At 61.5% G+C, this 20,769-nt stretch carries 18 protein-coding genes and 1 pseudogene; 10 read left to right on the forward strand and 9 right to left on the reverse strand.

Annotated elements, in window-relative coordinates:
• Positions 1-77: 77 nt before the first annotated feature.
• Positions 78-1,064 (reverse strand): fumarylacetoacetate hydrolase family protein, encoded by a 987-nt coding sequence (locus ABH944_RS01775; protein WP_404604095.1) that lies wholly within the window; start codon positions 1,062-1,064, stop codon positions 78-80.
• 279 nt (positions 1,065-1,343) lie between these two features.
• On the opposite strand from ABH944_RS01775, the gene ABH944_RS01780 reads away from it, so the two are divergent.
• The 6 genes and pseudogenes from ABH944_RS01780 to ABH944_RS01805 all read left to right on the forward strand — a co-directional run bounded on the left by ABH944_RS01780 (position 1,344) and on the right by ABH944_RS01805 (position 9,046).
• On the forward strand, positions 1,344-2,216 hold the full coding sequence (locus ABH944_RS01780) for an IclR family transcriptional regulator (protein WP_404604096.1): 873 nt from the start codon (positions 1,344-1,346) through the stop codon (positions 2,214-2,216).
• A 183-nt stretch (positions 2,217-2,399) separates the two neighbouring features.
• Entirely contained in the window at positions 2,400-3,650 is a 1,251-nt protein-coding gene (locus ABH944_RS01785; protein WP_404604097.1) for a DUF3108 domain-containing protein, read from the forward strand.
• Between the two features lie 701 nt (positions 3,651-4,351).
• Positions 4,352-4,609 carry a BTH_I0359 family protein gene (locus ABH944_RS01790; RefSeq protein WP_056358215.1) on the forward strand — a complete coding sequence of 86 codons (258 nt, stop codon included), beginning with the start codon at positions 4,352-4,354 and terminating at the stop codon, positions 4,607-4,609.
• Between the two features lie 200 nt (positions 4,610-4,809).
• Positions 4,810-5,886, forward strand: a complete 1,077-nt coding sequence (locus tag ABH944_RS01795; RefSeq protein ID WP_404604098.1) for a homocysteine S-methyltransferase family protein — start codon at positions 4,810-4,812, stop codon at positions 5,884-5,886.
• A gap of 37 nt (positions 5,887-5,923) precedes the next feature.
• Positions 5,924-8,665, forward strand: a pseudogene (gene metH / locus ABH944_RS01800) (methionine synthase); the annotation flags it as partial.
• Positions 8,666-8,821: 156 nt separating this feature from the next.
• On the forward strand, positions 8,822-9,046 hold the full coding sequence (locus ABH944_RS01805) for an acid-shock protein (protein ID WP_404604099.1): 225 nt from the start codon (positions 8,822-8,824) through the stop codon (positions 9,044-9,046).
• 147 nt (positions 9,047-9,193) lie between these two features.
• Here the strand turns inward: ABH944_RS01805 and ABH944_RS01810 are convergent, their stop codons facing one another.
• Complete coding sequence (locus tag ABH944_RS01810; RefSeq protein WP_062082031.1) at positions 9,194-9,520, reverse strand: DUF1840 domain-containing protein; 327 nt, start codon at positions 9,518-9,520, stop codon at positions 9,194-9,196.
• Between the two features lie 481 nt (positions 9,521-10,001).
• Here ABH944_RS01810 and argS point away from each other — a divergent pair, with 481 nt between their 5' ends.
• From argS to ABH944_RS01830, 4 genes are all read left to right on the forward strand, one after another.
• On the forward strand, positions 10,002-11,786 hold the full coding sequence (gene argS / locus ABH944_RS01815) for an arginine--tRNA ligase (RefSeq protein ID WP_404604100.1): 1,785 nt from the start codon (positions 10,002-10,004) through the stop codon (positions 11,784-11,786).
• A gap of 210 nt (positions 11,787-11,996) precedes the next feature.
• Positions 11,997-12,761: an SPOR domain-containing protein gene (locus ABH944_RS01820; RefSeq protein WP_404604101.1), complete on the forward strand. Its 765-nt coding sequence runs from the start codon at positions 11,997-11,999 to the stop codon at positions 12,759-12,761.
• A 199-nt stretch (positions 12,762-12,960) separates the two neighbouring features.
• Positions 12,961-13,614, forward strand: a complete 654-nt coding sequence (locus ABH944_RS01825; RefSeq protein WP_062082039.1) for a thiol:disulfide interchange protein DsbA/DsbL — start codon at positions 12,961-12,963, stop codon at positions 13,612-13,614.
• Positions 13,615-13,630: 16 nt separating this feature from the next.
• The gene (locus ABH944_RS01830) at positions 13,631-14,428 is read left to right on the forward strand and encodes an SDR family oxidoreductase (RefSeq protein ID WP_404604274.1); all 798 of its coding nucleotides are present in this window, start codon (positions 13,631-13,633) and stop codon (positions 14,426-14,428) included.
• 145 nt (positions 14,429-14,573) lie between these two features.
• Here ABH944_RS01830 and ABH944_RS01835 read toward each other — a convergent pair whose 3' ends face one another.
• The 7 genes from ABH944_RS01835 to ABH944_RS01865 all read right to left on the reverse strand — a co-directional run bounded on the left by ABH944_RS01835 (position 14,574) and on the right by ABH944_RS01865 (position 20,670).
• Complete coding sequence (locus ABH944_RS01835; RefSeq protein WP_404604102.1) at positions 14,574-15,881, reverse strand: DUF3443 domain-containing protein; 1,308 nt, start codon at positions 15,879-15,881, stop codon at positions 14,574-14,576.
• A gap of 18 nt (positions 15,882-15,899) precedes the next feature.
• Positions 15,900-16,427: a DUF2844 domain-containing protein gene (locus ABH944_RS01840; RefSeq protein ID WP_404604103.1), complete on the reverse strand. Its 528-nt coding sequence runs from the start codon at positions 16,425-16,427 to the stop codon at positions 15,900-15,902.
• 288 nt (positions 16,428-16,715) lie between these two features.
• The gene (gene cheZ, locus ABH944_RS01845) at positions 16,716-17,408 is read right to left on the reverse strand and encodes a protein phosphatase CheZ (RefSeq protein WP_404604275.1); all 693 of its coding nucleotides are present in this window, start codon (positions 17,406-17,408) and stop codon (positions 16,716-16,718) included.
• An 11-nt stretch (positions 17,409-17,419) separates the two neighbouring features.
• Positions 17,420-17,815 carry a chemotaxis response regulator CheY gene (gene cheY, locus ABH944_RS01850; RefSeq protein ID WP_062082045.1) on the reverse strand — a complete coding sequence of 132 codons (396 nt, stop codon included), beginning with the start codon at positions 17,813-17,815 and terminating at the stop codon, positions 17,420-17,422.
• A gap of 79 nt (positions 17,816-17,894) precedes the next feature.
• Complete coding sequence (locus ABH944_RS01855; protein ID WP_404604276.1) at positions 17,895-19,004, reverse strand: protein-glutamate methylesterase/protein-glutamine glutaminase; 1,110 nt, start codon at positions 19,002-19,004, stop codon at positions 17,895-17,897.
• Positions 19,005-19,006: 2 nt separating this feature from the next.
• On the reverse strand, positions 19,007-19,726 hold the full coding sequence (cheD, locus tag ABH944_RS01860) for a chemoreceptor glutamine deamidase CheD (RefSeq protein WP_404604104.1): 720 nt from the start codon (positions 19,724-19,726) through the stop codon (positions 19,007-19,009).
• On the reverse strand, positions 19,723-20,670 hold the full coding sequence (locus tag ABH944_RS01865; protein ID WP_404604105.1) for a CheR family methyltransferase: 948 nt from the start codon (positions 20,668-20,670) through the stop codon (positions 19,723-19,725). The genes cheD and ABH944_RS01865 overlap by 4 nt, the downstream gene beginning before the upstream one ends.
• Positions 20,671-20,769: the final 99 nt, after the last annotated feature.

Here is a 20,769-nt window from a genome sequence, read left to right on the forward strand (position 1 = left end):
AGCATGCGAGCGCATCGGGCGAAACCCCTTACCGGTGGCGCCGCTTGTTCATCGGCTATTCATCGGCTATTCACCGGCTATTCATTCAGCGCCACGACCGACTGATCGATCGCGCCGAAAATCGACTTGCCGGCTTCGTCGAATATTTCGATCTTCACACTGTCTCCGAACTTCATGAACTCTGTTGTGGGCGCACCGTGTTCGATGGTCTCCAGGCAACGCTTCTCGGCGATACAGCAATAACCCCGCTTCGTGTCCTTGTTCGAAACCGTGCCCGAACCGACAATCGAGCCCGCGCGCACGTTGCGCGTCTTGGCCGCGTGCGCGATCAACTCGCCGAAGTTGAACACCATGTCCGTGCCGCAATCCGGCTGGCCGACTTTCTTGCCGTTCCAGTGCACGATCATCGGCCGATGCACACGGCCTTCATGCCACGCGTCCCCCAGTTCGTCGGGCGTGACCGCAACCGGTGAAAACGCCGTGGCCGGCTTGCCCTGGAAAAAGCCGAAGCCTTTGCCGAGTTCCGCGGGAATCAGGTTGCGCAGCGAGACGTCGTTGACCAGCATCAGGAGACGAACATGCCTGAGCGCGTCAGCGGGTTTGACGGCCATAGGCACGTCGGTGGTGATCACGGCAACCTCAGCTTCGAAGTCGATGCCATAAGCCTCCGACGCACACACGATATCGTCCGTGGGTCCGAGCAGATCGTCGCTGCCGCCTTGGTACATCAAGGGATCGGTCCAGAACTCGGGCGGCATTTCCGCTTTGCGGGCGCGTCGCACGAGTTCGACGTGGTTCACGTAAGCCGAGGCGTCCGCCCACTGGAACGCGCGGGGAAGCGGCGCCATGCAGGCTTTGGGATCGAAGGCGAATGCGTGGCGCGCGCGGCCCTGGTTCAGCGAATCCGAGAGATCCAGCAACTGCGGCGCGTAGAAAGTCCAGTCGTCCAGCGCGCGTTGCAGCGTCGGCACGATCGCGTCGGCAATGGCCGCCGTGCGCAAATCCCGCGATACAACGACCAGTTGGCCGTCGCGCGTTCCGTCCTTCAGCGTGGCAAGTTTCATAAAGCGTTTGTACGTTTAGTGACGATGGAGGAAATCTATTTTACGATGGTGAATCATGTCGGGACGGTTTTGGGATAATTCGGGCTGTTGCGGTGAATGGTTCGCTATGTTTGCCGACCCTTTTTCAGGGCTGGCAAACGTCCGTTTTGAGCGGTGATGGTATTTACCGCTTGCCGTTGCACGTAGGGCCCTTGGCTGTTTACCGCTGTTATCAAGGCCGCTCACGCGCCCGACCTAACCTTGTTTTGTGAACCGGCTCGCGCCGTCATCGATTTCTCCATGCCCTCTTCCAGCCGTCCTGCTTCGCCCGCGCTGCCCATATCCGAACAGGCCGAAGCCGACGACGCCCTCAACCTGGCAGATTCCTCCGATTCAACCGACACCGCCGAGGAAAAGTCCCGCTCCGGCATCCAGTCGATCGAGGTCGGCTTCCGCCTGCTCGATGTGCTGACCAACGAGCCACGCGCAATGATGCTGCGTGATCTCGCCCAGCGCGCCGGCATGAGTCCGGCGAAAGCGCATCGTTATCTGGTGAGTTTCCTGCGGCTTGGCGCGGTCTCGCAGGACCCGGTGTCGGGGCGCTATGAGCTCGGTGGTTTCGCGTTGCAGATGGGTTTGGCGCGGCTTGCCCGGGTCGACGGCGTGAAGCTCGCACGCATCGCGCTGACGGGATTGCGCGACCGGCTGGACCTGACGGTGGGGATCGCGGTGTGGGGCAATCAGGGGCCGACGGTCGTGCACTGGATGGAGTCGAGTTATCCGGCGAAGGCGGCGTTGAAACTGGGCGATGTCATGCCGCTGTTGTCATCGGCGACGGGTTTGCTGTTTGCCGCGTGGCTGCCGCGCAGCAAGACGCAAGCAATGCTCGATCGCGAACTTGCCGCCACGCGCCAGTCGATGGCGGATGTCGAGCCGGTGCTGGCCGAGATCCGCGAGCATGGCGCGGCGCGGGTCGAGGGCATGTTGCTGCCGACCATCCATGCGTTCTGCACGCCGGTGTTCGACTCGACCGGCGATCTTGCGCTGGGGCTGATCGCGCTCGGCCAAGAAGGATCGTTCGATACCCGCTGGGGTGGCGAAATTGACACCGCGTTGCGCGAGTGCGCCGGGCAGCTTTCTTACGAACTCGGGTACAAACCGGGCGAACGGTAAGGCCTGAGGATTGCGTGATGCTTCACGAGCACGGAACATCGCGGCGTGCCCTTGAGTCATATGCGTTTCGTGCGCATTTTTGCTTGGTCCAATGATCACTCGCGTTCTGTCATGATTGTTGCGGATTATTCTCCTGGCAGCGTTTTACCGCTTGCCTGACCACGCGCGTTTCCGAGCTAGCCGATGCCGTTCTCCCTGCTTCGCCGCCGTCGCGCCGTTTTTGGCGCATCGTCCGACAATTTGCCCGCTGACCATTCGCTTCGATGGGTCGTGTGGCTGGCCGTGCTGCTCGTTGTGCTGGCACTGCATTGGGTCGCCGGCCGATGGATGGAGAGGAACCGGAGCGCGTCGAATCCGGAGCCGGCTGAACATGTGCCCGTGCAGGTCGAGTTGCTGACGCCCAAGCCAGTAGCACAGGCACCAACGCCTGCCGCACCGCCTCCGCCCGCGCCCAAGCCCGTGCCGGTGCCGGTGCCGGTGAAGCAAGCCGAACCCACGCACGCCATCACGACAGCGCAAACTGAACAAGCGGCTCAAGCGGCTCAAGCGGCACAGGCGCTTCAAGCCGCGCAGGCAGCACAAGCCGAGCAAGCAGCCCAAGCTGCCGCACAAGCAGCAGCCCAAGCTGCGGCGAAAGCAGCAAGCGACGCCGCTGCCTCTCAAGCTGCGGCCGCGGCCGCAGCCGCAGCCGCCGCAAACGGCGATAAATTCAGCGTGCCGCCCTCGGGCGAACTTCGCTACGACACGCGGATCAATGGCGTGATGAACCAGGTCGGCAATATCCACTGGATCAACGACGGCCAGCATTACGAGATGGTCGTGTCCATTCCCTTGCCGTTCGTCGGACCGTTTGTATATTCCAGCAAGGGCCATATCGATGCTTTCGGCATTGCACCCGAGCAATACTCGGAGCAGCGGGGCCGGCGCGCCGCCGACATCACCGTCTTCGATCGCACCACGAAACAACTGGTCTACACCAAGACGCCGAACAACCAGCCGCTTGCCGATGGTGCGGAAGACCGTTTCAGCGTTGTCATGCAGTTGTCGAGTCTGGTGCGCGGTTCGCCCGACAAGTACAAGCCCGGCGTAGTTCGTCAATTCAGCGTTGCCGATAACGACAGCAACGAGATCTGGCCGATAGAAACCGTCGGCGATGAAAACGTCCAGACCGCTGACGGTAACGTACAGGCTCGCCATTTCACCCGTCTGCCCCGACGCGAGGGCGATCGGCGGCGTCTCGACATCTGGCTCGCACCCGACCTGGGCTGGCTGCCGGTGCGTATCCTGCAGACCGAGCCGAACGGCATGCAGATCGAAATGCTCTGGCGCGGCAAGCTGCAGCCGCCGTCGGCCACGCCGGGTCAATCCGGGGCAGGCACGGCAGATGCGTCTGAAGAAACAACACCTGCCGCGCCTGGATCCGACAAACCCTGATATTCGTTCGACGGAAAGCAAGGCGGGCCAAGATCAGGCAAACCCGGACGAGGACCAGAACGGGGTAAAGATTCGACGAAAAACTCCGTTAAACAGGTGACTTCGGAGCGTGTGCAAACGGGTAAGGATGGTTCGATCCCGAACTGAAACCGCATTCCAACGGGGCCAGTATGCAAGTAACGATTGACGGTATCGAAACGCGGCATGTTCTGTGCAACGAAGACTGAGCCCTTGACTGACGCCGTCCATCATCTGTCGGGCGAGGCGCGTCCGGAAGTGGTTGAATAGCCGGGTGACCGTAGGCGATTTGGTTGTACGTACATCGATTGAAGGGTTCGCGGGAGTCGCTGACGCAAGCCCTGATTTCGATGTGAGAAAAAGCAGAATGGCATAGATTAAGACGATCACACTGATAGCTGCAGTCCGGCACGTTGCCGGTTGCCACCGGGGCAGACGAAAGTGGTGGCGGATTCAATCATGAACGCAAGATTCGAAATAGTTGACGCGGCACATCTGTCCCCAGTAGAAGAAACACAGCGTTTCAGGGCACTTCTGGAAACATTTTTGCGGGAGAATGTCTAACAAAGGTCCTCGATGGGCTTTCGGACTCAACGTCGAGGCCACCCCTTGAATTCCAACCCAAACGCTCAATGTAAGACGGTGAAACGCCTTACGGGCAAACAGGAATAAGGAGTGTCGCCATGCAAATGATCTACAACAGCCCTAACTATTGTGTAGTCGAATTCCCGCCGCAGGACAATCATCTCGCGATGAAAGCAGGGGGTTACGAGATCGTGGACAAGACCATGCAGCGCGAAATCTTCATTGATGGCGCACTCGCGGCGCGTTTTCGCGAGCATGTCCAGAAGTTGATGCAGGAAGAACAATCGTTGGAGGACGTGGACGAGTTTCTCGGTCAGTTCGACATCTTGATGAACCAGCCGGTGATCCTTCATTAAACGTTGAACCCCGTGTTCCAGCTTAGTTAAGCGTAAGAACACTCAGCGACACCTCCCAAAACCCCGCCACGAAAGTGGCGGGGTTTTTTGTTCATGTCGCTTGATCGCCCGGCGTGAGGGAAAGCGCCATAGGAAAGCGTTCGTGCCCTACTACAGATACAATGTTGGGCTATTTCAGCCTGTTTGGAGCCATGTCAATCATGAATCCGTCCGCCACCGTTGACGCATCGAAATCTGCCGCAGAGCGCCGCCCGTACACACGCGGCGCAGTGTTGCCTGCCCTTTTGCAACAGCGGATTCTTATTCTCGACGGCGCGATGGGCACCATGATCCAGCGCTACAAGCTCGATGAAGCCGCGTATCGCGGTGAACGTTTTGCCGACTATCCCCGCGATATCAAGGGCAATAACGAGCTGTTGTCGATCACGCAGCCCCATGTGATCCGTGAGATTCACGACCAGTATCTGGCTGCCGGCGCGGACATTCTCGAGACGAACACCTTCGGCGCAACGACTGTGGCTCAGGCCGATTACGGCATGGAATCGCTGGCGGTTGAAATGAACATACAGTCGGCGAAGCTCGCGCGCGAGGCTTGCGACAAGTACTCGACGCCGGACAAGCCGCGCTTTGTCGCGGGTGCTATCGGGCCGACGCCCAAGACCGCGAGCATCTCGCCGGATGTCAACGATCCTGCAGCGCGCAACGTGACCTTCGACGAACTGCGCCAGGCGTATTACGAGCAGGCGAAAGCGCTGATGGACGCGGGCTGCGACCTGTTCCTCGTTGAAACCATCTTCGACACCTTGAACGCTAAAGCCGCGTTGTTCGCGCTCGATCAGTTGTTCGAAGACACAGGCGAATTGCTGCCTATCATGATCTCGGGCACCGTGACTGACGCGTCGGGGCGCATCCTGTCGGGGCAGACGGTCGAGGCATTCTGGAACTCGCTGCGTCATGCGCGGCCGCTGACGTTTGGTTTGAACTGCGCGTTGGGCGCGGCGCTGATGAGGCCGTATATCGCTGAATTGTCGAAGCTCTGCGATACGTATGTATCGTGTTATCCGAATGCGGGTTTGCCCAACCCCATGAGCGATACCGGCTTCGATGAAACACCCGATGTCACGTCCAGCTTGTTGAAGGAATTCGCGCAGGCGGGGCTGGTGAATCTGGCGGGCGGATGCTGCGGCACGACGCCGGAACATATTGCGGAAATCGCGAAGGCGCTGGCCGATGTGAAGCCAAGGAAGTGGCCGTCGCATTATCGTGAAGCGGCCTGACTGCTGACACAACGCCCGAGCCCTTCGACAAGACAATCACGCTGCACCGCCCAGAGACACCATGACCGATCACACCATGCGCCTTTCCGGCCTCGAGCCGTTCAACGTCACCGACGGTTCGCTCTTCATCAACGTGGGCGAGCGGACCAACGTGACGGGATCGAAGGCGTTCTCGCGCATGATCCTCAACAACCAGTTCGACGAAGCGCTGGCCGTCGCGCGCCAGCAGGTCGAGAACGGCGCGCAGATCATCGACATCAACATGGACGAGGCCATGCTCGATTCGAAAGCGGCCATGGTCCGCTTCCTGAACCTGATCGCCTCCGAACCGGACATCTCGCGCGTGCCGATCATGATCGACTCGTCGAAGTGGGAAGTGATCGAAGCCGGTCTGAAATGCGTGCAGGGCAAGGCAGTCGTGAACTCGATCTCGCTGAAGGAAGGCGAAGAAGCGTTCCGCCACCACGCCACGCTGATCCGCCGCTATGGTGCCGCCGCCGTCGTGATGGCCTTCGACGAAGAAGGCCAGGCCGACACCTACGAACGCAAGACGCAAATCTGCAAGCGCTCGTACGATTTCCTCGTGAACGAAGTGGGCTTCCCGCCGGAAGACATCATCTTCGACCCGAACATCTTCGCGATCGCAACCGGCATTGAAGAGCACAACAACTACGCTGTCGACTTCATCAACGCGACGCGCTGGATCAAGGAAAATCTCCCCCACGCGAAGATCAGCGGCGGCGTGTCGAACGTGTCGTTCTCGTTCCGCGGCAACGACCCGGTGCGCGAAGCCATCCATACCGTGTTCCTTTACCACGCGATCCAGGCGGGCATGGACATGGGCATCGTGAACGCGGGTCAGCTCGGCGTGTATCAGGATCTCGATCCTGAGCTGCGCGAACGCGTGGAAGACGTGGTGCTGAATCGTCGCGAGGACGGCACGGATCGCCTGCTCGAAATCGCCGATAAATTCAAGACCGGCGCCGCGAAGAAAGAAGAAAACCTCGAGTGGCGCAATCAGCCCGTCGATCAGCGCCTCGCCCACGCGCTCGTGCACGGCATCACGAACTTCATCGTGGAAGATACCGAGGAAGTGCGGGCGCGCATTGAAGCTGAAGGCGGCCGGCCGATCAACGTGATCGAAGGGCCGCTGATGGACGGCATGAACATCGTCGGCGACCTGTTCGGCGCGGGCAAGATGTTCCTGCCGCAAGTGGTCAAGTCGGCGCGCGTGATGAAGCAGGCCGTGGCGCATCTGATTCCGTACATCGAGGAAGAAAAGAAGCGCATGGCCGATGCCGGCGAAGACGTCCGGCCAAAGGGCAAGATCGTGATCGCGACCGTGAAGGGCGACGTGCACGACATCGGCAAGAACATTGTCTCGGTCGTGCTCCAGTGCAACAACTTCGAGGTAGTCAACATGGGCGTGATGGTGCCCTGCGCGACCATCCTCGCGATGGCGAAGGAGCAAGGTGCGGACATCATCGGCTTGTCGGGGCTGATTACGCCGAGCCTCGAAGAGATGGCCTACGTGGCGTCGGAAATGCAGCGCGATGACTATTTCCGCGGCAAGCAAACGCCCCTGCTGATTGGCGGCGCCACGACCTCGCGCGTGCATACGGCCGTGAAGATCGCCCCGCATTACGATGGTCCGGTGGTCTATGTGCCGGATGCGTCGCGGTCGGTGTCGGTGGCGTCGAGCCTGCTCTCCGACGACGGCGCGAAGAAATACCTCGAAGACCTCAAGACGGACTACGAACGCATTCGCACGCAGCACGCGAACCGCAAGGCGACGCCGATGGTCACCTACGCCGAGGCTCGCGCCAACAAGACGAAAATCGACTGGGCGAGCTACGAGCCGAAAAAGCCGACGTTCATCGGACGGCGCATCTTCAAGAACTACGATCTGGCGGAGTTGGCGAACTACATCGACTGGGCGCCGTTCTTCCAGACCTGGGATCTCGCCGGTCCGTATCCGGCCATTCTCAACGACGAGATCGTGGGCGAATCCGCGCGACGTGTGTTCTCCGACGGCAAGTCGATGCTCTCGCGCATCATCCAGGGCCGCTGGCTGCAGGCGAACGGCGTGGTGATGCTGCTGCCGGCGAACACGGTGAACGACGACGACATCGAGATCTATACCGACGATACCCGCACGCAAGTCGCCATGACATGGCGCAACCTGCGCCAGCAGACCGTGCGCCCGATCGTGGATGGCGTGCAGCGCTCCAACCGCTCGCTGGCGGATTTCATCGCACCGAAGGACTCGGGCGTGGCGGATTACATCGGCATGTTCGCGGTGACGGCGGGTTTAGGCGTCGAGAAAAAAGAGAAGCAGTTTGAAGCCGATAACGACGACTACAGCGCGATCATGCTGAAGGCGCTGGCGGATCGCTTCGCCGAAGCCTTCGCCGAAGCGCTCCACGCGCGGGTGCGTCGTGAACTGTGGGGTTATGCCGCCGGCGAAACGCTCGACAACGCCGCCATGATCGAAGAAAAGTATCGGGGGATTCGTCCGGCGCCGGGGTATCCGGCGTGCCCTGATCACCTGGTGAAGCAGGACATGTTCGACGTGCTGCAAGCGAACGAAATCGGCATGACGGTGACCGAGTCGCTCGCCATGTTGCCCGCGGCCAGCGTGTCGGGCTTTTACATCGCGCATCCGGAGAGCACGTACTTTTCGGTCGGCAAGATCGCCGACGATCAGGTGGAAAGCTTCGCGCAACGCATGGCGATTTCGAAGAACGACGCCGAACGCGCACTGGCGCCCCTACTCTAGGCAAAAACCACGCGCACGCAAATACCGGGAATCACAAAGACGCAATATTGGCGAAGTCAGTTACGGTTATTTTGACTTTCCTTACACTCGGAGGGGTGCAAAGGCCGTCATGGCGGCGGTCACGCATTCCTTCAATCGTCACGGAGAAAGTCGAAAATGATCAAGCTGACGCCTGTCCTCGCCGTTGCTGTTGCTGTTGCTGTGCTGTTCACGTCGGGAAGTCCGGCTGCCTTCGCGCAGGGCAACGCCAAGCCGGGTACGGGCGCAAGCTCGAGCACCGCGTCGAGCTATTCGCCGCCGGTGGTGGAGCACAAGAAAAAGCCCCGCAAGCCGCGTGCGAAAAAAGGCGCGAGCGCGCCGGCAGCCGGAGCCTCGCAATAACCGCGATTGGCGCCACACCCGGCTCTGTATTCATCGGAACAAAAAAACCCGCATCGGCGACGAGGCGGGTTTTTTTAATACTGACGCCATCGTCATTGGTTCGCTTCAGCCAGGCCGATGAGCCAATCCCGCTACGTCGCACGAGGCTCACACACCCCACAGGATGTCGCCTTCCGCTTCATGGGCGAGGCGCATCATGTCGAGGAACGGGTACGCTCGCTGCGCCAGACCGACCGGAATCTCGTGCGGTTCGTGACCGGGTTCGCCTTCGTGGAAATGTCCGTCGTGTTCGGCGCGTTCCTGCTTGTCAGTGGCTACTGCAGACTCAAGCTTCTGGATGCATGCAGGCAGCTCTTCATGCGTAATGACGCCGCGCTCGCCAAGCCGCTTGCCAATGATGCCAAGCAGGTAATCAGCAAGGTTGTCGAGCATCTGCACGTCCGGTGCAGCTCTGGTTTTGAATGTGATCAGCATGGCAAGGTCCTTTCCCTTTTGTTGGCCTTTTGTGGCTAATGAGCGAGATGCGCCAAGCGTGGTAACAACCCAGGCCACCACATCACACGCCGGCGCATTGTTTTAATTCCTGACTTGTTTCCCCGACTCGACCCTGATTCGACATATTAGCACCTGCTAAAATCCCGATTTACCCGAGCAAATGTTGCGTCGGTTACAAAACCCCGGTTCTGGCGGTACCGCCGTAACCGGCTCCGGCTATGCCTCCGGACGCGCATACGCAGTCCTGACCGAGCGTCCAGGGTCTTTTCCCGCGCCCGAACGGGCGTAATGGATTGAAACTGTACTGAAACAGTCGAGCACGCGTCACGTCGGCGTTTGACGCTCAACCGCACGTTTTTCTCGCGTTGCCGGCGAACACGTGGATTAAAGCCAGGATATCGAAGGAACGAAGCATCGCTGCATCGAACCAACAGCCCAATCACCGGATTTAAGAATCAGCATGCTGCCCGCACAAAAACACACACTCGAAACGCTGCTCGCCGACGCGGTCAAGCAGGTCGTACAGGCGTCGCAAGGCGCATCGGAAGCGAACTTCGTCGAGCCGGCCATCGTGCTCGAGCGCCCGAAAGTCGCGGCGCATGGCGACGTCGCGTCGAACGTGGCCATGCAGCTCGCCAAGCCGCTGCGGGCGAACCCGCGGCAACTGGCACAGCAGATTGTCGATGCGGTGCTCGGCTTGCCGGCCGCTCAGGGTCTGGTCGAGGCCGCCGAAGTCGCGGGTCCGGGCTTCATCAACTTGCGGCTGGCGGCATCGGCGAAACAAGCCGTGGTGCCGGCAGTGATTGTGGAAGGCGCGCGCTACGGCTACAACGCCCGCGACGAAGGCAAACGCGTGCTGATCGAGTTCGTTTCGGCGAACCCGACCGGGCCGCTGCATGTTGGCCACGGCCGGCAAGCCACGCTTGGCGACGCACTGGCGAACCTGCTCGGCACGCAAGGCAACGCGGTGCATCGCGAGTTCTACTACAACGACGCCGGCGTGCAGATCGGCAATCTGGCCATGTCCACACAACTGCGCGCCCGCGGTTTTGCGCCGGGCGACAAGGAATGGCCGGATAACGCGTACAACGGCGAGTACATCGCGGATATCGCACGTGACTATCTGGCCGGCGCGACGGTCGCGGCCAAGGACGGCGCGCCGGTGACGGCGAAGGGCGATGTGGATGACATTGACGCTATTCGCGTCTTTTCGGTGGCGTACCTGCGCCACGAACAGGATCTGGACCTGACCGCGTTCGGCGTGGACTTCGACCAGTTCTACCTGGAGTCGTCGCTGTATAACGAGGGCCGCGTGCAGGCCACGGTCGACGCGCTGATCGCCGCAGGCAATACCTACGAGCAGGACGGAGCGCTATGGCTGCGCACGACCGACGACGGCGACGACAAGGACCGCGTGATGCGCAAGTCCGACGGCACGTACACGTACTTCGTGCCCGACGTCGCATATCACGTGGCGAAGTGGCAGCGCGGGTTCACCAAGGTCATCAACGTGCAGGGCTCGGACCACCACGGCACCATCGCGCGCGTGCGGGCGGGGCTGCAAGGGCTTGGCATCGGCATTCCGAAGGGCTATCCCGACTACGTGCTGCACAAGATGGTCACGGTCATGCGCAATGGCGTGGAAGTGAAGATCTCGAAGCGCGCGGGCAGCTATGTGACGGTGCGCGACCTGATCGAATGGTCGGGCGGCATGACGCCGGGCGAAGAAGTCTCACCGGATCAGATCGATGAAGACACCATTCGCCGCGGCCGCGACGCCGTGCGGTTTTTCCTGATCTCGCGCAAGGCCGACACGGAATTTGTCTTCGATATCGACCTGGCGCTCAAGCAGAGCGACGAAAACCCGGTGTATTACGTGCAGTACGCGCACGCGCGGATCTGCACGATCCTCGGCGACTGGAAGACGAAATACGCCGGCAATGCCGACACCCTGCCGACCGTCGATCTCTCGCCGCTCTCGAGCGAACGCGCCATGGCGTTGCTGAACAAGCTCGCCGAGTATCCGGACATGCTCTCGCACGCCGCCAACGAACTCGCGCCGCATGCGGTCGCGTTCTATCTGCGTGACCTCGCAGGCGAATTCCACTCGTTCTACAATGCGGAGCGCGTGCTGGTGGACGAAGATGGCGTGCGTAACGCGCGCATTGCATTGCTTGCCGCCACACGGCAAGTGCTCGAGAACGGCCTCGCGCTGATTGGCGTGTCGGCCCCCGTGAAGATGTAGTTCCCGCGCCGGGCACTTCCGGCACGCCGGGTGTGTCATACGCCCGGCGTGCCGAAGTCACGCGGCACGCTTACGACGAGTGAAGACGGCTTGACGGCGGGTGCATGATGTAACGCAACACCGCGCAACACAACCACGGGCCACGCCGCGCTTAAGGCCGCCGTTATAATCGACGGCCATTCAGTAGACTTTTTGCAGGTTATTCATACGATGGCAAAACCACGCAGCACGTCGAAGCAGTCGAAGCAAACCGGGGGCACCTTTCTCGGTATCGTGCTGGGCTTGATTGTCGGCCTTGCAATTGCAGTGATCGTGGCGCTGTACATCACGCGCGCGCCCACGCCGTTCGTCGCGAAGGTCGCGCCGGCTCCTGTCGACGCAGGCTCCGCGCCCGCCGTCACCGGCCAGCCGTACGATCCCAATCGGCCGCTCCAGGGCAAGACACCCGGCCAGGCCGTGCCGCAAGCGGCACAGCCCGCACCGCCGAACACCGCGCCCGGACAGACGAACAACCAGACGCAGTCGTCGGGCATGCAGGACGAACCCGAGATCCTGGAAGTCCCGCCGTCGGCCGCGAACGGTACGGCCGTCGCACCGAAGCCGGCAGCCCCGGGCGCCGTGCCACCGGTCGCGAATGCGCCGGGCGGCTCGTCGAGCGCAACGCCTGGAAAGAAACCGGCTGAGGCCCAAGCTTCGTCGACCGCCAAGGTCACGCCGCCGGCACCCGGCGACGTCAATACCGGCTATTTCCTGCAGGTTGGCGCGTACAAGACCCAGGCGGACGCAGAGCAGCAGCGTGCGCGCCTTGGCTTCCAGGGTTTCGAGTCGAAGGTTACGCAACGCGATGCGGGCAACGTGACGTATTTCCGCGTACGAATCGGGCCGTTCACGAAGTTCGAGGACATGAACAACGTGCGTCAGCGTCTGTCCGACGCAGGCGTGGATACCGCCGTTATCCGCTTCTCCAAGCAGTGAGCATGCAGTAGAGCCCGCAGCCCGCACGGCCTTTCAGACAAGGCTGGCGCGGGTTGAAAAGCAGGGCCGGCCAGCAGCTGATTGCGGCCCCGCCGGTCGAGCCCGGCTTGCGCGGCCCATCCGGCTTAAGCGTCCTTTAAGCGTCGTGTGTTCCCCTTTCGCGTCTCCACGCCCTTTCTCGATCACTTTCTCGGTCATTATGAACAAACTCTTCCGCGCCCTCGCTCTCTCCATCGGCCTTGTAGCCGGCACCCTGGGCGCCGTGAATGCGGCGCACGCATCGCCGGCAGCGCCTGTCGCCGGTACCGACTACACGGTGCTGCAACCCGCGCAGCCCGTCGATGCCAACGGCAAGATCGAAGTGATCGAATTCATGTGGTACGGCTGCCCGCACTGCAACGAATTCGACCCGTACCTGGAAGCGTGGGTGAAGAAGCAAGGTCCCGACGTGGTCTTCAAGCGCGTGCCGGTTGCCTTCCGCGACGACTTCATCCCGCACTCGAAGATGTATCACGCGCTCGACGCACTCGGCCTGGCTGACAAGCTCACGCCCGCCGTGTTCAACGAAATCCATGTAAAGAAGAACTATTTGCTGACACCGGAAGCGCAGGCTACGTTCCTCGCCACGCTGGGTGTGGACAAGAAGAAGTACATGGACGCATACAACTCGTTCTCGACGCAAAGCGACCTGCAACGCGACACCAAGCTGATGCAGGACTACAAGATCGACGGCGTGCCGACGCTCGCGGTACAGGGCAAGTACGAAACGGGTCCGGCCACCACGAACAGCCTGCCGGGCACCATTCAGGTCCTCGATTTCCTGATCGCCCAGATCCGCGCGAAGAAGATGTAAAGGCGTGGGCGCCACTATGAAGGACACGCCGGGCGATGGCGTTACGCCGGCCCGGCTGAGAGTTTTCATCACCGGCGCATCAAGCGGCATTGGCCTTGCGCTCGCCGAGGAATATCTCCGGCGCGGTGCGGTGCTTGGCCTCGTCGCCCGTCGTGGCGACATCCTCGCGGCATTCGCCGCACGCTTTCCCTCCCATTCCATCTCGATCTATCCCGCTGACGTCCGAGACGCCGTCGCGCTCGGCGCCGCTGCGGCGCAGTTCTGCGCGCAGCATGGCGGCGCCGACGTGGTGATCGCCAATGCCGGCGTCAGCCGCGGTGCGCTGACCGGTCACGGCGACCTCGACGTCTTTCGCGACGTGATGGATATCAATTACTTCGGGATGATCGCCACATTCGAGCCGTTCGTCGCCCGCATGGTCGAGGAGCGGCGCGGGACGCTGGTTGGCATAGCCAGCGTGGCAGGCATTCGCGGGTTGCCGGGTTCGGGCGCGTACAGCGCGTCGAAATCGGCGGCGCTGAAATATCTTGAAGCGCTGCGGGTGGAGATGCGGCCGAAGGGGGTGACGGTGGTGACCATCGCGCCGGGTTATATCCGCACCGCGATGACCGAGCACAATCCGTATCCGATGCCCTTCCTGATGGACGCCGATGTATTCGCTGCCAAAACTGCCGATGCGATCGCAAGGAAAATCCGGTTTGCGACATTTCCCTGGCAGATGCGCGTAGCCGGCGCGCTGCTGCACGCAGTGCCGCGCTGGCTGTATGACCGCGTGATGGAGAAAGCGCCGAGGAAACCGCGCGCGGGGGAATGATCGTTTAGAACGGCATGCGTAGCGAAGCCGTGAACATAGCGAAACCGTGAACGCTTCCACCAAAAACAAAGCCCGGCGCAGGAACTCGCCGGGCTTTGTCGCTTTTCCTCGTCGCCCTAAGGCTATCGAGCTGAACTAACCACGCTTAAAACGCCACGTACGGCGAATTTCCGTTGGTCCCGAAGCCGAAATAAACATATCGTCCGAAGAAAAACGGCAGGCCGAAGTCGAACAGCGTCGGGAATGAACCAATGCTGCCGGCCAGTCCGTTAAGCGCATAACTCGTACCGCTGGCAGCCAGCGTCTGCGCGTTCTCGACCGTGAAATTCACCGTGCCCGTTACGCCATTCAGCCCGGTAACGGTCGCGGAAAGCGCCGTCGCATTGGCCGGACAGTAGAAGTCGGTGAACGTCGACGTGCAGGCCGGCAACGAACTGTCGGTGAAGAACAGACCGTTCGAACCCGAATCCACGATAGTCGTCACCGCCGAGCCCTTGTAGGTACCGGTGAGGTTGCCAAAACTCGTCGAGCGGTACGACGTCGCACCGGTCAGCGTATTGTTGCTCTGCGTGCCGATACCAAACACCAGCGTGCCCGTTACCGACGCCGCCGAGGTCGCCACCGGCGGCAACTGCACGATCACGCCGTTGTTGTCCACCGCGAACTTCGTGACCGGATTCACCACTTGCTGGGCAACCGGCACGCCAATGGCCGAGCAGTTGGTCCCGCTTGGGCACGAATAGTAGTTGCTGGTCCCGGCGTTCGTGCAGGCCACGCCGCAATCGGTCGCCGCCACGCCCACGCCGAGAATCCCGTTCGCGCCCAGTTGCCGCGAGGTGCTCTCGTTGCTACCGTTGATACAGCCGTTCAGCGGCACCGTGGAGTCAGGCAGATCGCCCACCACCTGGATAGGAATGCCGCTCGCGATTTCGCCGCCAATCTTGACGTCGGCGGTGCGCACGGTGCCCCACGTGAAGCCATCGGCGAATTGCGTGCATTCCGCCAGTTGACCACTGCTCGTCGACTGGGCCACCGGCAAGCTGCCGATAATCTGCGCCGCCGCGTCGCTTGCGAGACGCAAGCCGTACGAGCCGGTATCGACCTGGATGTTGTTGATGGTCTGGCAATTGCTCGTACCGGGCGCGCACACCGTCACGGATACGTTCGGGATATTGACGAAGTTCTGTGCACCGGGACCCACGGTGATAGGCACCGTGTTCGACGCTGTGGATGCAATCGGCTGCGCGCTGGGCGTGCTGCTGGAACCGCCGCCACTGCTGCCGCTGCTGCCACTACTACTGCTGCTGCTGCTGCCGCTGCTGACGGAACTGCTGCCGGAATCTCCGCCTCCGCCGCCGCAGGCAGCGAGTAATATCGACACGCTCAGCACGGCAAGCCAGCGGAACAGGCCCGAACGCAGGGGCACATTGGACGAAAAAATCGTCGGACGCATAGTAGAAGTCTCCGTCCGTTATTGGATGTCGCTGGGGCTGACGCCGGCGGGCAAGGACTGCGGCAGGTAAGCCTGCCCGGCGAATGCGCCCATGTGGCCGCCGGAGCGGACCACCAGCGCGCTGCCTGCTACGCTGACGGGGCCGCGGCCGCCGCCGTTGGCACGCTGATTCTGGATGCCTTGCACGTATTGGGGGAAATAGCTGCCGAGCAACGTCGGCAGATCGGGAATTCTGGGACCTTGCCACGCAATACCGAACACCACGCCATCCGAACCCACGTACTCGTTCACGACCGTCCCGACGGCGAGCGTCGTGGTACGAACCGTGTAGGAACTAGCCGCCGTGCTCTCAGCGGACGCAACCGCTGACGCCGCCGCATGCGACACGGCGTTGCTGACGGTGGCGCCGGCCGGCGGTGTCATCGGTGCGCCACCAAGCACAGCATAGGCCGGCGATACGGCGAGCAAGCTCAATGTCAGCCCCGCCGCCAGGCTAGCGAACGCGGATGCGCGTCGCGAGCTCAATGAAATGATCGAAGTGTTCACTTCGCCTCCCCGTTTCGATTATCTCAATATCCGCTATTTTGCCTTGTGCAACGTCCGCGCCACAAAAGCACTCGTAATAAAGCGCTGCCAGTATGCCAGCCGAATGAGGCGAAACAAGGAAAATGGCGCTTCGTACAAACGCGGATATCCAGCTGGGATGGATGACGGACGGAAGCCTGACGCGGGAGAAATGGGCCTGACACCCATGCGCCGGCAGATGCCGGCGCCTGGGTGCAGGTCATACGTATACGTGTTCTCAAGCCTGTCCGTGCCGAACGGCCCGGGTTGTCAGAAACCCAGGCTGGCGAGCAGATCGTCGACTTGAGTCTGGTCCTGGACTACGTCGGTACGGCCTTCCGGATTGATCTGCGGACCGTTCAGCAAGGTGTCCGACGTGCTCGATGCCGCCGCCAGCGCCGCCGCCTGCGCCGCAAACTGTTCACGCCGTTCGGGCGCAATGTTCTCGAGCAACACGCCGAGCAATTGCTGCTCGATCAAATGGACGACGTCCGTGATCTTCTTGATCACCTGACCGGTCAGATCCTGGAAGTCCTGCGCGAGCATGATTTCGAGTAATTGCTCGTTGGTTGCAACTGTATGTACCGGTACTTGCTGCAAAAAGCCCCGGGTATCAGTCAGCAAGGTCTTCACTTCCGCCTTTTCGAGCGGCGCGCCATACCATTGCTCCCAGCGTGCGTCGAGCGCCTGTGCGTCGCGCTGCATGGTTTCCTGCAGCGGCTTGGCCAGTTCGATCGCGTTCAACGCGCGCTCGGCAGCCTGCTCTGTCATTGTCGCAACGTACTTCAGGCGGTCGCGCGCGTCCGGCACCATCTCGGCGGCGGCTTCAACCTGTTTGTCGAGGCCGAGTTCGCGCATGGAATCGCGCAAGGTCCGTGTCAACTGGCCGATGCGCGCCAGGATGCGGTCGCTCGATGCATCGCCTTCTTGCTCGACGTCAACAAGCGTCTCGTGGTTCGTCATTTCGTTCACGGTCAGCTCCCGGCCTTAGCCATCTTTTCGAGAATCTTCTGCAGCTTCTCATCGAGGGTCGCCGCCGTGAACGGCTTGACCACGTAACCGCTCGCGCCAGCCTGGGCCGCGGCAATGATGTTCTCCTTCTTCGATTCCGCCGTCACCATCAGCACGGGCAGATGAGCAAGCGTGCTGTCGCCGCGGATCTGCTTGAGCATTTCCAGCCCGTCGAGGTTCGGCATGTTCCAGTCGGAGATGACGAAATCGAAACCGCCGCCGCGCAGGCGCGAGAGGCCGGCCGCGCCATCTTCGGCTTCATCGACGTTGGAGAAACCCAGCTCCTTCAGCAGATTTCGCACAATCCGGCGCATCGTCGGAAAGTCGTCGACGACCAAAATCTTCATGTTCTTGTCCATCTTCACTGCTCCTTGTATTCCCGTGTTTTCTTCAAGCGGCGCATGACGCCGCATTTTTATCCGAATTCTCTTGGGCGGACTAAACGCGTTGCGTGCGTTCACCCATTGAATTGAGCCGCGCCATCACGCGCCGGGTCATTTCCGCCAGCGGCACAATCTCGCTGACACCCCCCGTCGCGATAGCCTCGCGCGGCATGCCGAACACCACGCAGCTCGCTTCGTCCTGCGCGAAGGTGTACGCGCCGGCCTGCTGCATTTCCAGCATGCCCTGCGCACCGTCACGGCCCATGCCGGTCAGGATCACGCCCAGCACGTTCTTGCCGGCGTTCTGCGCAGCCGATCGAAACAGCACATCCACTGACGGCCTGTGCCGGTTGACCGGCGGGGCATCGGACAGATGCGCCACGTAGTTCGCACCGCTCCGCGCGAGCACCAGGTGGGCGTCGCCGGGTGCAATGTACGCATGCCCCGGCAAGACACGCTCGCCATGCTCCGCTTCCTTCACCGCGATCCGGCACAGGCCGTTCAGGCGCTGCGCAAACGACTTCGTGAAGCCCGGCGGCATATGCTGCGCGATCATCACGCCGGGTGCGTCGGGCGGCAGCGGAATCAGCAGTTCGCGGATCGCTTCGGTACCGCCCGTCGATGCCCCGACAATAATCAGCTTCTCGGTACTCACCAGCGGGTTGTTCAGGTTCGGCGTGGGTTTCTCGGCAGCGGCCGCGCCGCCGGCGCCATGCGCCGCGTGCACGACGTGAGGCGTCTGCCGCACCCGGGCCCGGGCGGCCGCGCGGATTTTATCGGCGAGCTTTTCGGAATACTCGAGCATGCCGTCGCGAATACCCACACGCGGTTTCGTCACGAAATCCACCGCGCCCAGTTCAAGCGCTCGCAGCGTGATTTCCGAACCGCGCTCGGTCAGCGACGACACCATCACCACCGGCATGGGCCGAAGCCGCATCAGCTTTTCAAGAAAATCGAGGCCGTCCATGCGCGGCATTTCGACATCGAGCGTCAGTACATCCGGGTTGTGCTGCTTGATGAGCTCACGTGCCACCAGCGGATCAGGCGCCGTTGCGCACACGTGCATGTCGGGCTGCGAGTTGATGATCTCGGTCATCAGGCTGCGTACCAGCGCCGAGTCATCGACGCACAGCACGCTGATCTTCGGTTCCGTACTCCGGGCCATCGTCATGCTTCCTCCGCCGTCTTCGTGCGGACGGTTCGCTGCAGGCCGGCTGCGGCACCGAATAATTCGATGCGGGGTTTATCGGTAGTTGTAGCTTTGGGCCGGCTGAACAGCTCGACACGCTCACGCGCCTTTGCAAGCCGTTCGCTACGTGCTTCCGGCGTTTGCCGCGCGAGCACCCGCTCACGCTCGACCACGGCCGGGTCTTGTTGCGTCATGAGTTTCTTGACCATCGCCTGGCCGGTGCGCGGCATGAACGCGACCTTGCGCGGATGCATGCCCTGCAAGTCCTCGGCCACGATACGAATCTTTTCCAGCGCGAGATACCGGCGCACGAACTCTGAATTGCGATCGCCGATATTGATCGTCGTCATGCCCGCCAGCACCGCGCCGCCGCCGAACACTTTCGCTTCGAAGCGTTCGCGCCGGCCGCCGCGCTTGATCATCTCGTTGATCAGCACTTCCATTGCGTACGCACCGTAGCGCATGGAATCCGAACTGGATTGCGACGCGTCGGAACCGTCGTCCGGAAGCATGAAATGGTTCATCCCGCCGATGCCCGCCGAGCGATCGTGAATGCACGCCGCCACGCATGAACCGAGCACCGTGACGAGCACCATGTCCTCGTTCGTCATGTAGAACTCGTTCGGCAACAGCTTCACGCCCGGAAGCTTGAAGTGGTTGTCGAAGTAGAGATTCGATGCGATCGGCAAGCCGCTCATGCCAGCTCCCCGGCGAGCGTCTTGCCCGCTTTCTTCGCTGCTGCCGCTGCCGTGGCCGCCGCCGCTGCGTCACGCGTCAATCCATAGACGGTCTGGCCGCGCAGCTTGAACGCCTGCGTCACATACGTGAAGTTCTCCGAATGTCCGGCGAACAATAAACCACCGCTTTTCATCAGCGGCTCGAAGCGCGCGAGCACTTGCGCCTGCGTGGGTTTATCGAAGTAGATCATCACGTTGCGGCAGAAGATCGCATCGAACTGGCCGGGCAGCGCGTACTTCGCGTCCGTCAGGTTCAGTTGCTCGAACTTCACCAACGCGCGCACTTCCGGGCGGATCTTCACCATCCCGGCATGCGCTCCCGTGCCCTTCAGGAAAAAACGCTTCAGGCGTTCGGTCCCCAGCGTCTTCACGGAATCGAGCGAATAGACACCCGCGTCGGCCTTCTGCAGGACCTGGCTGTCGATATCCGTCGCAATCACCGTGCAATGGCGCGCGGCGCTGTCGCCAAGTGTTTCCATCAACGTCATGGCGATGGAATACGGCTCCTCTCCCGTCGACGCCGCCGAGCACCACACCGAGAACGGCTGCGGACGGCTCTTCGCGAACGTGGCGAGGATCGGAAAATGATGCGATTCGCGGAAGAACGCAGTCAGGTTCGTGGTCAGCGCGTTGGTGAACGCTTCCCACTCGTCGCTATCCGGCTGCGCTTCAAGACGGTCGAGATAGATCCGGAACGTATCGATATTGCAGGCGCGCAGGCGTCGCGCGAGACGGCTGTACGCCATGTCGCGTTTGTGCTCGGACAACGAAATCCCCGCGCGCCGGTGAATCAGCTCGCGAATGCGGCCGAAGTCGGCATTGGTGAATTCGAAGTCGCGTTCCACTTCCGAACCATTTCTGGTCCGGTCGCGGGGTGTATCGACGGGCGGGCGCGTTGCCATCATCTAGCCTTTGTTCTGCTGGAACGTGCATCGGCTGCATCCCGTACGGGCGTTGCACCGCGTTTCTTCGACAACCACACAGCCCCTTGCCTTGCGCCCGGT

This window comes from Caballeronia udeis (genome assembly GCF_044909315.1).
GTDB classification, from domain to species: Bacteria; Pseudomonadota; Gammaproteobacteria; order Burkholderiales; family Burkholderiaceae; genus Caballeronia; species Caballeronia udeis_A.

What these genes read in the sequence shown, in the direction of transcription:
- ABH944_RS01775 (WP_404604095.1), bottom strand. Translation starts at nt 1,064, where the DNA reads ATGAAACTTGCCACGCTGAAGGACGGAACGCGCGACGGCCAACTGGTC.
- ABH944_RS01780 (WP_404604096.1), top strand. Translation starts at nt 1,344, where the DNA reads ATGCCCTCTTCCAGCCGTCCTGCTTCGCCCGCGCTGCCCATATCCGAA.
- ABH944_RS01785 (WP_404604097.1), top strand. Translation starts at nt 2,400, where the DNA reads ATGCCGTTCTCCCTGCTTCGCCGCCGTCGCGCCGTTTTTGGCGCATCG.
- ABH944_RS01790 (WP_056358215.1), top strand. Translation starts at nt 4,352, where the DNA reads ATGCAAATGATCTACAACAGCCCTAACTATTGTGTAGTCGAATTCCCG.
- ABH944_RS01795 (WP_404604098.1), top strand. Translation starts at nt 4,810, where the DNA reads ATGAATCCGTCCGCCACCGTTGACGCATCGAAATCTGCCGCAGAGCGC.
- ABH944_RS01805 (WP_404604099.1), top strand. Translation starts at nt 8,822, where the DNA reads ATGATCAAGCTGACGCCTGTCCTCGCCGTTGCTGTTGCTGTTGCTGTG.
- ABH944_RS01810 (WP_062082031.1), bottom strand. Translation starts at nt 9,520, where the DNA reads ATGCTGATCACATTCAAAACCAGAGCTGCACCGGACGTGCAGATGCTC.
- argS (WP_404604100.1), top strand. Translation starts at nt 10,002, where the DNA reads ATGCTGCCCGCACAAAAACACACACTCGAAACGCTGCTCGCCGACGCG.
- ABH944_RS01820 (WP_404604101.1), top strand. Translation starts at nt 11,997, where the DNA reads ATGGCAAAACCACGCAGCACGTCGAAGCAGTCGAAGCAAACCGGGGGC.
- ABH944_RS01825 (WP_062082039.1), top strand. Translation starts at nt 12,961, where the DNA reads ATGAACAAACTCTTCCGCGCCCTCGCTCTCTCCATCGGCCTTGTAGCC.
- ABH944_RS01830 (WP_404604274.1), top strand. Translation starts at nt 13,631, where the DNA reads ATGAAGGACACGCCGGGCGATGGCGTTACGCCGGCCCGGCTGAGAGTT.
- ABH944_RS01835 (WP_404604102.1), bottom strand. Translation starts at nt 15,881, where the DNA reads ATGCGTCCGACGATTTTTTCGTCCAATGTGCCCCTGCGTTCGGGCCTG.
- cheZ (WP_404604275.1), bottom strand. Translation starts at nt 17,408, where the DNA reads ATGACGAACCACGAGACGCTTGTTGACGTCGAGCAAGAAGGCGATGCA.
- cheY (WP_062082045.1), bottom strand. Translation starts at nt 17,815, where the DNA reads ATGGACAAGAACATGAAGATTTTGGTCGTCGACGACTTTCCGACGATG.
- ABH944_RS01855 (WP_404604276.1), bottom strand. Translation starts at nt 19,004, where the DNA reads ATGGCCCGGAGTACGGAACCGAAGATCAGCGTGCTGTGCGTCGATGAC.
- cheD (WP_404604104.1), bottom strand. Translation starts at nt 19,726, where the DNA reads ATGAGCGGCTTGCCGATCGCATCGAATCTCTACTTCGACAACCACTTC.
- ABH944_RS01865 (WP_404604105.1), bottom strand. Translation starts at nt 20,670, where the DNA reads ATGATGGCAACGCGCCCGCCCGTCGATACACCCCGCGACCGGACCAGA.